Raw genomic sequence first — 11992 nt, 5'->3', positions numbered from 1 at the left:
CGCGACGCATGCCCCCGCCGGACGGTTCATGACGCGGTGCCTCTTCCCTTCCCGCCGGGCTGTGGACTCGCGCATGTCGTCAGGTCCCCGCACGCCAGGGGGGCGCCCCTCCATCCAGGCAGGGGACCGGAGCGGGGCCTGGCTTCCCGGCGGGTTCGGGTAGAATCAGCGACCGCTGCCTGTTAGGTCCAGACGTCCGCCAAGGAGCAGCCGTGTTCCGATTCGAATCCGACCGGGACCTCATCCAGTCCTTCCGCCCGAGAGACCTGCGCGTCATGGAGATGCCGCCGGGGCTCACCTTCCCCTTGTTCGTGCGCGACTACCTGGCCTGGACGGAGACGTCCGGCGCCCGCGTGTACCTCATCTTCTCCGCGCCCGGCAGCCGTCAGCCCATCGGCATCATCTTCCGACGCGACTCGATGGGCGGGGAGAACGTCACCCGCATGTGCGAGTGGTGCCACCACTCCGGCGCGTCGAACGAGGTGACCCTGCTCACCACCGACGTGAACAACAAGCGCCGGGTGGGCATCAGCCTGTGCGCGGACCTCCAGTGCAAGGAGCGCCTGGAGGACGCGGCCGACCGCGCCGGCCGGCACGCGCTCGAGGCGCTGGAGCAGCTGCGCGCCCGGATGTTCCGCTTCGCGAACGAGGCGCTCGGCATCGAGCTCGAGCCCGCCGCCTGACGTCCCCCGCTACCCCGCGGAGGCGCTCGCGCGCTGGACCTGGGGCACGCCCGGCAACATGGGTGCCGGGTTGAGGGCCTGGACCAGCAGCGCCCGCAGCGCCTCGCCCAGGTCGTCCACCACGCTCAGCGCGCCGGCCGGAGCGCCCTGGAGGCTCTGGGGCACGTCCAGCCCCACGACGACGACGGGCATGCGCGCCTCCCACGCCAGGTAGTGCGCCAGGCCCACCGCGGGCTCGGACACGTCCAGGAGCAGCGCGCCCACGGCGCCCGCGCTGAAGGGCCGCCACAGGGGCCGCGCGGCCTCGGCGGGAGGCAGCACGCAGAAGTCCAGCCGCAGCACCTCGCTGAGCACCAGCCGCCCCAGCGTGCCGAAGCCGCTCTTCACCGCGGTGGGCTCCGCGGACAGGGCCTCCAGCCCCGGCACGCGCGCCATGATTCGCCGCGCCGCCGCCGCGCCGCTGCCGCACACGAAGATCTTGGCGGTGGCCACCTTCGCCGGCGCCTTGGTGCGCAGGATGCGGCCGCGCAGCGCGTGCACCTCGGCGGCGCCCAAGAGCTCGCCCGCGTTCGCGTCCGTGCCCGCCGCGTCCGCCAGCTTCGCCACGCCCCGCTGCATCAGCGTGGACAGCACGCCCAGCACTTCCAGGTCCGTGGCGGGCGCCAGGTCCAGCACCTCGCCCAGGGCCCGGGGCTGGCGCAGCAGGTCCACCACCTGCGCCGTCACCGGGTGCTGGTCCTGCTGCAGCGCCAGGTCCGGCGCGAGCATCAGCCGCGTGTGACGCGGAGGCAGGCCCGGCAGGAGCCGGTTCACCTCGTCCGACTGGCGCATGCCCTCCAGCAGCGCGTCGTCCATGGCGCGGTTGATGCGCGCCTTCGCGGCGTTCGCGCCCGGCGAGAAGGTGAACGTGCCGTCGCCCCAGGCCAACAGGCGGAACAGGGCCTTCTCCCCTTCCACGCGGCCCAGCTTCGAGTTGACGGGGCGGCCCTCCACCACGTGGATCTCCCCGCGCTCGTTGCCGCGCTCCAGCGACAGCTTGCCGCTGCGCCGGTTCATGCCGAGCAGCTGCATCAGGTCCGGGATGCTCAGCTGGCTGAGCGAGCCTTCGATCTCCTGCTGCTCGACCTTGAGGTCCTTGGCCGCCTCGTTGCGCCGGAAGATGTGCTCGATGCGGCTGAGCACCTCGTCCAGGTTGAAGGGCTTGCGCAGGTAGCCGTCGCGCAGGCCGCGGTAGCGGTCGCCGTCGAAGCTGGACGTGGTGAGGACGACGGGGATGTCCTCGGTGCGCGGGTTGGTGCGAAGAATCTGGATGAAGGTGCGCGCCTCCAGCAGCCGACAGTGCTCGTCGAACAGCGTGAGGTCCGGGTGGCGCAGCACCGCCACCTCCAGCGCCCGCGAGCCATCCGGCGCGTAGTGCACCTGATAGCCCTTGGTGCGCAGCGCGCGGGACAGCGCGCGCACGGACTCGAGGTCGGGGTCGGCGATGAGAATCTTGCGCACCTGGGCCACGACGACGCTCCGCTTCGTATCAGTAGGGCTGCAGGTCGTACTCGGCCTGCAGCTTGGAGATGAGCCCGTCCACCACCGCGGTGTCCGAGGTGTGGAAGCCCCACGTCGCCCCGCGTCCCCGCCGCTGGATGAGCGCGTACGCCGCGCTCTCCGACAGCCAGAGGATGAACTCGTGCCGCGCCACCCGCTCGTCGCCCTCCAGGAACACGGGCGTCAGCGCGGGGTGCGACTCCAGGTCCATGCGCCGGCCCAACAGGTAGATGCGCGAGGACAGGTCCGGCGGCGCCGACTCCAGGCCCGCGGCGATGGGCAGGTCCGAGCGGATCTCCGGCCCCCCCACGTACAGCAGGCCACGCGAGCCCGGGTCTCTCATCAGCTCGCGGGCGATCTCCGCCTGCAGCTCGTCGAAGAGCACGTCCGCCACCTTGCCCCGGCGGCTGGGCTCGGCGCGCTCGTCCACCGGCAGCTTGGGGCTGTTGGGCGTGCCCAGCAGCAGGTCCACCTCGTCCCAGAACGGCAGCCCGTCCAGCATCAGCCGCCGCTGGAGCGACGCGCGGCGCTCGTCCATCCGGCGTCGGCAGCGGTGCACCAGCTCGTCGAAGTCCTCCCCGTCCTTGGGGAAGGTGCTCGCGCCGCCCACCAGCGCCAGGGGCAGCCGCTGCTCCACGTCCTGGACCTCGGGCTCCTCGCGCACCGCCGCCACCGCGCGGCGCACGAACATCATGGCCCCGAAGAAGTCCGTCTCCGGCAAGAGCAGGTAGAACTCCTGGTCGCTCGCCTTCGCGATGACGTCCGAGTCGCGGATGATCTTGCTGAGCGCCTTGATGATACCGCGCACCGCCTTCTTCGCGTCCGCCGCGCCCTGCCGCACCCGCACCAGCGGCAGGTTGTCGATGGAGAACGTCAGCAGCGAGAAGGTGCGGCCGTAGCGCCGGGCCTTGTAGATCTCCTTGGACGCGTAGTCGGTGAAGTAGCTGAGGTTGTAGGCCGCCGTCTCGCGGTCCCTCAGGCCCAGCCGCTGCAGCGCCATCATCCGGCGGCCGTTCTTCACGCCCACCGCGGCGAAGTCCGCCAGCACGCGCGCGTCGCGGGAGTGCTCCTGACGGAAGTCCCCGGCCAGCGGGTCGGACAGCTGCGCCAGGCCCACGATCTCCCCCGTGGCCATCAGCGGCACGTACAACACCGCCGAGCGCTCATCCCGCGCGAACCAGGGCTGCGCGTCCTTGAGCCGGCTGGCCAGCGGCCCCTCGGGGCTCATGCGCTCGGCGAGGAACTGCTTGTCGAGCAGGCCCCGGTACGCGCGCAGCACCAGGTCACCCCGGTCATCCAGCACCCACAGCGCGGCGCTCTGCGCGTCGCACACCGCCGACAGCTCCGAGATGATGCGCTCCTGCAGCCACTCCAAATCCGACTGGGAGATGAGCTCCAGGCAGCGCTGGTGCAGGTTGTGGAAGCGCGCGAACTCCAGGTTCTCGTCGCGCAGCTGGGCCCGCTCCTTGCGCAGGGCGGCGCGCTCCAGGGCGCGGTCCACCGCGAGCACCAGGTCCGCCTCGTCCACGGGCTTGGCCAGACAGTCCGCCGCGCCCGAGCGCAGCGCCATCTCCGAGCCCTTGATGTCGGTGCGCTGGCTGACCAGGATGACCTCCTGGTCCGGGTCCCTCTCGCGCAGGCGCGCGGTGAGCGCGAAGCCGTCCACGCCCGGCATCACCACGTCGGTGATGACCAGGTCGAAGGGCGTGCGGGCCGCTTCCTCGAGCGCGGCCGTGCCGTTCTCCACGGAGACGACGCGGTGCCCATGACGGGCCAGCATGTCGCTGGCGAGCTGGCGGAAGAACAGGTCGTCGTCGACGACGAGAATGGGACCGGCCACGCGCTGTCTGACCCGGGTGCGAAGGGGGAGGTCGGAGGTTACCGGCCCCCAGCAAGCCCGACAACGCCCTCGAAGACGAAGGCGACCGGTCCCCGGAGGCGGATGTCGGACAGGTCGGCGGGCACGCGGATGCCCAGGTCGCCTCCCGGCAGGGTGACTCGCAGCCAGGTCTCGGGGGGCAGGCGCCCGGCCAGCACCGCCGCCACCGCGGACGCGCACGCCCCGGTGCCACACGCCTGGGTGAGGCCACAGCCCCGCTCCCACACCACGACGGTGAGGCCATCCGGCTCCACGCGGACGAACTCCACGTTGGTGCGGTCCTGGAAGGAGGGGTGCCGCTCCAGCTCGGGCCCCAGCCTCGGCGCGTCCTCCAGCGGCCTGTCGAGCAGGACCAGGTGCGGGTTGCCCATGCTCACCGCGGACGCGCGCAGCTCGGGGTGTCCCGGCAGCGGCGTGTCCAGGAACGGACGCCCCGTGGCGCCCGACGGGAGGTTGGGAGCCACGAGCCGTGCCGGGCCCATGGAAATGTCCACTGAGACCACCCCGCCGTCTCCGTAGCCGGGCATGCAGGTGAGCACTCCGGCGCCCGTCTCCACGTCGATGCGCGCGGGCGTCTCCCCGGAGTCGTCGACCAGGTACTTCACCGCGCAGCGCAGGCCGTTGCCGCACATCTCCGCGATGCTGCCGTCGGCGTTGTGGACGACCATGCGAGCCAGGCCGTGCTCGGACGGCAGGAGCGAGAGCACACCGTCCGCGCCGATGCCCAGGCGGCGGTCGCACATCCAGCGTGACGTGTCGGCGTCGATGTCCACCCCGGACCGGCGACGGTCCAGGACGACGAAGTCATTGCCCAGGCCCTGGTACTTGAAGATGCGCTCGCGTGCGTCCACGAGCGCAATCCTAGTCGCGGAACGTCACTCGCGCTCGTCCGCCTTTTTCGGCGGCGAGGGGTCGGGCATGTCGAGCGCGGGCACGGCGGTGCGTGGCGGCTTGACCTGGGGGATGGTGGGCGTGCGGACGGGGATGCCGCCCGGGGGCGTGTGCACCACGCCCGTGCGACGGGACAGGTCGCTCTTGACGGCCTTGAGCTCGGCGTTGGCGCGCTCGTAGATGTCCTGGACGGGGTTGGCGCCGGTCCGCGCCGTCTGGCGGCGCAGGGTGGCCAGCTCCGTCTCCTGGGCCTCGAGCTGGGTCTGGAGCGAGTCCACCAGGGACTGGAGGTGCTCCATCTCCGCGGCCATCTCCAGGACGGCCTCGGGCTGGGAGGAGGCCTTGAGCGCCTCGGTGGCGGCGAGCAGCTCGTTGCGCTCGGCCTCGATGGAGGACAGGCGCGCCTGCTGGTCCTTCACGAGCGACTCCAGGCGCTCGCGCTCGTAGCGGTCCTTGAGGAGCTCCTGCTTCTCGGCGGTGAGGGCCTGGGCCTGGTCCTGGAGGCGCGTCAGCTCCGTGCGCAGGGTGACGAGACGGTCGGACGTGGAGCCGTCCTTCTGCTGGAGCTGGCGGCGGGCCTCGTCGAGGGACTCGGCGAGGCGGGTGCGCTCGGCGCGCTCGGTGTCGAGCATGCGGACGGCGTCGGTGGACGCGGTCTCCATGGCGGTGATGCGGCCTTCCAGGCGGACGCGCGCGGCGCGGGCCACGGTCAGGTCGGACTGGAGGCGCTCGCGCTCGGCCTCGGCGCGGGTGGCGCGCTCCTGGAGGGACTGGAGGGAGGCGGCGCTCTGGGTGGCGGCGGACTCCAGCTCGGAGAGGCGTGCTTCGAGCTCGGCGCGACGGGACTCGAAGCCGGTGGTGGCCTCGGCCAGGCGGGCCTCGAGGGCGGCCTTCTGCGCGAGCCGGGCATCGCGCTCCTCGCGCAGGCTGGCGGTGCTGGACTCCAGCTCGGCGAGCCGCGACTCCAATTCGACGCGGCCCGCGCGCTCGGTGTCGAGCTGCGACGTGCTGTCACGGAGGCGGGACTCCAGCTCGGCGCTCCCCGTCCGCGCGGCCTCGAGCAGCGCCGCGGACTGCGTGAGGCGGGAGGTCAGCTCGGCCAGCTCCACGCGATGGGCCTCGAGCTGCTCGGAGGTCTGCGTGATGCGGACATCCAGCGCGGTGCGCTCCGCGCGCTCCGTGTCGAGCTGGGACGCGGTCTCGTTGAGCCGGGCATCCAGCGCGGTGCGCTCCGCGCGCTCCGTGTCGAGCTGGGACGCGACCTCCAAGAGTCGGGCCTCCAGGGTGTTCCGCTCCGTCCGCTCGGTATCGAGCCACGAAGTGGTCTCGGCGAGCCGGGCATCCAGCGCGCTCCGCTCGGCTCGCTCGGCGTCGAGCAGCGTCGTGGTCTCGGTGAGCCGGGCATCCAGCGCGCTCCGCTCGGCTCGCTCGGCGTCGAGCCGCGTCGTGGTCTCGGAGAGCCGGGCATCCAGCGCGCTCCGCTCGGCTCGCTCGGTGTCGAGCTGCGCGGTGGTGTCCGCGAGTCGAGCGTCCAGGGTGCTCCGCGCCGTCTGGTGCGTCTCCAGGTGCGCGGTGAGGTCGGCGTGCCGGGCATCCCAGTCCGCGCGCGCCTGCTCCAGCGCCTCGGTGGTCTCGCGCAGCCGGGTCTCCAGCGTCGCGGCACGCTCCTGCTCCGTCCGTGCCGTCTCGGTGACTCGCGCCAGCTCGGCGCGGGTCGCCTCCAACGAGGCGCGCTCGCTCTCGAGCGTGCTCTCCATCGCGGTGGCCTTGCCCGCGAAACGCCGTGCCGTCTCGAGCTGCACCATGAGCAGCTCGGCGTTCTCGCGCTGGGCCACCAGTCGCTCGCGCGCGTCCACCAACTCCGCGTCGAGACGCGCGAGATGCGCCCCACGCTCGTGCAGCGCGGCCATGGCGCGCTGGAGCTCCATCCCCAGGCGCATCACCTCCTGGCGCGCGGCCATCAGGTGGGTCAGCTCACCGCGAAGGTCCAGCACCTCCTGACGGGTGGCCTCCAGGGTGTTCTCGGTCTTCTCCAGCTCCGCCTCGCGCGCGGTGGCGGCCTCGGCGAGCTTCGAGGCCTGGGCCTCGCCTTCGCGCACCTGCTCCCGCAGACGCTCCATCTGGGTCTGCAGCTCTTGCAGCGTCCAATCCCGCTCGGAGAGCTGGGCATCCACGGCGCGCTTCGCGGCCTCGGACTCGCCCAGGGACGTCTCGAGCGAGGACAGCCGGGCCTCCAGGGCCTCGCGCTGCGCCAGGGTCGAGGCTTCGACCTGGGCGCGCTCCGTCTCCAGCCGCTCCACCGACTCACGCAGCGACTGCTCCCGGGTCGTGAGCTCCGCCAGCTCCGCGCGGACTTGCGCCAGGGCCTCACGCTCACGAGTCAGCTCCGAGCGAGTCGCCTGTCCACCTTCCTGTTCGGTCGCGAGGGCCGCACGGACCTGGGCCAACGAGGCTTCCGCCTCGGCGCGAGCCGTCTCCTCGGCGGACAGCGAGTCCCGGGTGCGAGCCAACATCGCATCCACTTCGGCGCGAGCGCGCTGCTCGGCCTCGAGTCGTTCGTGGACGCGCGCGAGCCCGGCCTCACCGTCACTGCGCTCCTGACGTTCGGTCTCCAGCTCCGCGCGGGCGGCGGCCAGCGCCTCTCGCTCCGAGGACAGCTCGGAGACCAGCGCCTCGCGAGCCTCTCGCTCCGCCGTGAGCAACCGGCGAGCCTCCGCCAATGAGGCCTGGGACTGGAGTTCACTTTGTTCCAACGCCTCGCGAGCCTGCACCAGCGACGCGGACTCCCGGGTGCGCTGCTCGACTTCCGACTCGAGCTGGAGCCGCGCCGCGGACAGCGCCTCGTCCGCGCGGGCCTTCAGCGCCTCGATTTCGGCGATGCGGGCCAGCGCCGCCTTGAGCTCCGCCTCGGCGCGAGCCTTCTCGTCGGACTCCTTTCGAGCACGAGCCTCGACTTCGGCGAGCGTGGCTTCGACGCGGGCTCTGTCTTCTGCCTCCCTCGTGGCGCGAGCCTCGACTTCGGAGAGCGAGGTCTCGACGCGGGCCTCGACCTCCGCGAGAGCCGCTTCGACACGCGCCCGGTCCTCCGCCTCCTTCTGAGCAAGCGCCTCGACACGAGCCCGCTCCTCCGCCTCCGTCTGAGCACGAGCTTCCGCCTCGGCGAGCGCAGCCCCGGCCTGCGCCCGCTCTTCGGCCGCCCGCTGAGCGCGGGCCTCGACCTCGGAGAGCGCCGCCTCGACACGAGCCCGCGCCTCTGCCTCATTCAGCGCACGGGCCTCGACCTCGGAGAGCGCCGCCTCGACACGAGCCCGCGCCTCGGCCTCATTCAGCGCACGAGCCTCGACCTCGGAGAGCGCCGCCTCGATACGAGCCCGCGCCTCGGCCTCATTCAGCGCACGAGCCTCGACCTCGGAGAGCGCCGCCTCGATACGAGCCCGCGCCTCGGCCTCATTCAGCGCTCGGGCCTCGACCTCGGAGAGCGCAGCCTCGATACGAGCCCGCGCCTCGGCCTCATTCAGCGCACGGGCCTCGACCTCGGAGAGCGCAACCTCGACACGGGTCCGCTCGTCGGCCTCCTTCAGAGCCCGAGCTTCCGCCTCGGCGAGCGCCGCCTCGATACGAGCCCGGTCCTCGGCCTCGCGTCGAACCCGCGCGGCCACGTCGGCAAGCGACTCCTCGACCCGGGCCTTGTCCTCGCCACCCTTCCGAGCGCGCTCCTCCGCCTCCGCGAGCGACGCCTCGATGCGAGTCTTCGCATCCACCTCCCGCTGGACGCGCGCCATCGTCTCGGCGAGCTCGGCCTCGACCTCGGAAGCACGAGCCTCCGCCTCGACGAGCGAAGCCTCGACACGGGCCCGGTCCTCCGCCTCCTTCTGAGCGCGGTCCCGAGCCTCGGCGAGCAACTCCGCGACCCGGGCCTTGTCCTCTCCCTCCAGGCGCAGTCGCGTCTCCGCCGCCTCGACCCGAGACCGCTCCTCCTGGAGGCTCGCCTCGACCCGCGCCTTCGCGTCGCTCTCGCGCGACAGCTCGACGCGAAGCTCCGCGAGCATCGCCTCGACCTGCCCGCGCCGCTCGGACTCCTCCTGGAGTCGAGCCTGGGCCTCCGCCAGCGTGCCCTCAACGTGGGTGCGCTGCTGGCCCTCGCCCTGGAGTCGCCCCTGGGCCTCCGCCAGGGACTCCTCGGCCCGGGTCCTCCGCTGGAGCTCCTCCTGGAGCTGGACCTGCACATCCCCGAGCGCAGCCTCCCACCGCGCGCGCCGCTCCGCCTCCGCGTCCAACGCCTCGCGGCTCTGCGCGAGCGCCTGTCGCGCCTCGCTCAACCCCGCCTCGGCCTCCGCGAGCGCCGCTTCCGAAGACTCCCGGCGCCCCTTCTCCGTCTCCAGCTCCGCGCGCAGCACCTCCAACGCGGAGCCCGACTTCAACCGTCCCTCCCGCTCGGCCTCGAGCGTCGCCTGGACCTCCGCCAGCGAAGCCTCCAGCGTCGCCCGCCGCTCCACCTCCGCGTCCAGCGCCTCACGGGTCCGCGCCAGCGTGGCCTCGGCCTCCACGAGCCGCTGCGTCGCGCTCTCCAGCTTGCCGCGAGACACCCGCAGCGCGTCCTCGACCGCGGCGCGAGCCTCGCGCTCCTGGTCCAGCTCGCCGCCCACCCGCGCGGCCAGCGCCGCCGTGGAGTCCCGCTCCTCCCGCGCCGTCTCCAGGTCCGCCTGCGCGGCCTGCAGCGTCGCCTCCAGCTCCTCCGCGCGCGCCGACTCCTCACGACGGGAACGACTGAGCGAGGAGACCTCCGCCTCCAGCTCCACCACCCGCCGCACCAGCGCCTGACGCTCGTCCTCCAGCTCCCGCTTGCGAGCCTCGGTCTCCGCGCGGATGGCGGCCTCGGTGCGAGCCTCCTCCCCCAGCACCTCCACCCTGCCCCGCTCGACCTGGAGCTCCCCCTCCAGCGCCGACAGCCGCGCCTGGAGCTGGGCACGCTCCGCCTCCAACGTCCCGGCAAGCCCCGCCTCGACCCGGGCGCGCTCCTCCTCCAATCCGGAGATGCGCACGCGGGCCTCGTGAAGCGACTCCTCCAGCTTCTGGGACGTCGCCCGGGCCAGGGCCTCGCGCTCGGTGAGCGCCGCCAGCTCGCGCGTCAGTCGGGCCTCGCGCGCCTGCGCGGCGACGAGCTCCGTCTCCTGCCCGCGCCCCTCGGCCTGGAGCGCCTCCAGCCGGGCCTCCGCGTCCCGCCGCGAGCCCTCGGCCGACGCCGCCCGCAGCGACGCCTCCGTCAGCTCCCGCGTCGCGCGCGCCAGCTCCGCTTCCTTCAAGGACAGGGCCGCCGCCGCCTCGCGCGCGGCCTCCTCGGCCCGAGCCGTCCCAATCTTCAGGTGCTCCACCGCCGCCAGGGCCGCCGAGTACTGCTCGGCGATGCGCAGCTCCCGCTCCCGCGCGGCCTCCGCGGCGCGACGCCGGTCCTCCACCTGCTCCCCGGCGCGCTCCGCCACCAACCGGTCCTTCTCCCGGTCGATGCGCAGCGTGGTCAGCTCATCCTGCAGCTCCCGCACCTGCGTGTACGCCGCCGTCAGCCGCTCCCGAGCCTCCTCCAGGGACGCGGCCTGCTCCTCACGCCGCGCGCGCTCCAGCCGGAGCGTCTCCTGCCCCGCGAGCAGCTGGACCCCGGCCTCCGCCTGCGCCCGCTGCGCCGCCTCCACCTCCAACCGCTGCGCCGTCAGCCGACGGTCCGCGTCCCCCAGCCGCTCGTGCGCGACCTGGAGCTCCAGCTCCCGCCGACGCAGCTTCCCGGCCAGGTCATCGCGCTCGCGCTGCGACTCCGGTGTGCCCCGCGCCTGCTCCAACTGCGCGGTGAGCCGGGCCACCTCCTCGCGCGCCTCCTCCAACACCGGCTTGAGCGAGGCCACCTCCTCCTCGCGCGCCGTCAGCTCGGTGCGAAGCCGCGTCAGCGACTCCTTCAACCGCCCGCTGCGCTCCTCCCAGGACTTCGCGCGGGCGACCACCTCATCCAGCTTGCCCCGCGTGAAGGCCAACGGCTCCGGCGGCAGCTGCACCCACGTGGGGTCCACCACCCGCGCCGGCTCCAGCCCCGCCACCACCACGAAGTACGCCGCCTCGCTGGTCTGCACCAGCGAGCCATCCACCTGCAGCCCATCCCCCTTCTCGAACGCCAGCTGGTACCCCAGCACCGGCGACTGCGTGGCCACCTCCACCTGGGGGAAGTGCACGTTGAGCGCATCCAGGAGCAGCCCGTACGTCGGCGGCGGCGAGCCCTCCTCGGCCTCCAGCAGCTGCGGCAGCGCCAGGCCCGCGATGTTGCGCAGGCCGCCCACCAGGAAGCCCTGCTTCGCCACCAGCCGCGCCAGCTCCGCGAGCAGCTCCGGGGCCCGGACGTACGGGGCCAGGTCCGCCACCATCACCACGTCGAAGCTGCCCGGCTCGAAGTCGTCGTAGATGTTGGCGCGGTAACGCAGCGTGGGCCCACCGTGCGCCTTCTGCGCCGCCGACACCGCCTTCACGTCCGCGTCGCACGCCACCACCGCGCGCGCGCCACGCTCCAGCAGGAAACGCGCGCTCTCGCCTCCGGTGGAGGCCACCGCGTCGACCTCCAGCACCCGGCGGCGCGCGAAGAGGCTCTCGGCGAAGATGTAGCGGGGCAGCAGTTCACTGGGCCCCATGCGACGGAATGTGTGATGCATGGGTGTGTTCGGGGGTAGGAGTATAGCCGTGGGCCTCCGCGCCCCAAGGAAAGCGCCAGGCCACACGGTGGCCCCGGCGCCCGGACGTCAGGAGAGCAGGCGACATGAACGGAGCGGCACAGCAGGGCTTTGGCTATCGCGCACGGCGGACCTTCACGCGGTTGCTCGTGTTTTTCCTGATTATTGGACTCGGAGGTGTGGTCGTCTTCCTCCTGTCCCAGCTCAACGCGCGCACCTTCACCCTGGCCCCCGTGGACGGGCAGCTTGTCGTGATGAAGGGCCGCATGGCCCCCATGGGCGCCGTCCCCTACCGC

The 11992-nt window shown here is 72.9% G+C and carries 5 protein-coding genes and 1 pseudogene; 2 read left to right on the top strand and 4 right to left on the bottom strand.

The genetic code is table 11. The features are described from left to right. Window positions 1-212: 212 nt before the first annotated feature. Window positions 213-683 carry an FBP domain-containing protein gene (locus FL311_RS19435; RefSeq protein ID WP_141326941.1) on the top strand — a complete coding sequence of 157 codons (471 nt, stop codon included), beginning with the start codon at window positions 213-215 and terminating at the stop codon, window positions 681-683. A 9-nt stretch (window positions 684-692) separates the two neighbouring features. On the opposite strand, the gene FL311_RS19430 is transcribed toward FL311_RS19435, so the two are convergent. Genes FL311_RS19430 through FL311_RS19415 form a run of 4 tightly spaced genes read right to left on the bottom strand, consistent with a single transcriptional unit; the run spans window position 693 to window position 11678 of the window. Beyond that, a complete protein-coding gene (locus tag FL311_RS19430; protein WP_141326939.1) occupies window positions 693-2192 on the bottom strand; it encodes a DUF4388 domain-containing protein in 1500 nt (499 codons plus the stop codon). A gap of 19 nt (window positions 2193-2211) precedes the next feature. After that, window positions 2212-4062 carry a response regulator gene (locus FL311_RS19425; protein ID WP_141326937.1) on the bottom strand — a complete coding sequence of 617 codons (1851 nt, stop codon included), beginning with the start codon at window positions 4060-4062 and terminating at the stop codon, window positions 2212-2214. A 38-nt stretch (window positions 4063-4100) separates the two neighbouring features. Continuing rightward, complete coding sequence (gene dapF / locus FL311_RS19420; RefSeq protein ID WP_141326935.1) at window positions 4101-4952, bottom strand: diaminopimelate epimerase; 852 nt, start codon at window positions 4950-4952, stop codon at window positions 4101-4103. A gap of 24 nt (window positions 4953-4976) precedes the next feature. Continuing rightward, window positions 4977-11678 carry a methyltransferase domain-containing protein gene (locus FL311_RS19415; RefSeq protein WP_141326933.1) on the bottom strand — a complete coding sequence of 2234 codons (6702 nt, stop codon included), beginning with the start codon at window positions 11676-11678 and terminating at the stop codon, window positions 4977-4979. Window positions 11679-11782: 104 nt separating this feature from the next. Between FL311_RS19415 and FL311_RS19410 the strand changes: the two are divergent. After that, a pseudogene (locus FL311_RS19410) lies at window positions 11783-11992 on the top strand (IF-2 protein); the annotation flags it as partial.

It is taken from the genome of Myxococcus sp. AB025B (assembly GCF_006518215.1).
In the GTDB taxonomy this organism is placed as follows: Bacteria; Myxococcota; Myxococcia; order Myxococcales; family Myxococcaceae; genus Myxococcus; species Myxococcus fulvus.
This window is presented reverse-complemented; position numbering and strand designations above follow the sequence as displayed.

Bases quoted from the DNA above. Each gene is read 5' to 3' on its own strand.
- FL311_RS19415 (WP_141326933.1), bottom strand. From the start codon at position 11,678: ATGCATCACACATTCCGTCGCATGGGGCCCAGTGAACTGCTGCCCCGC.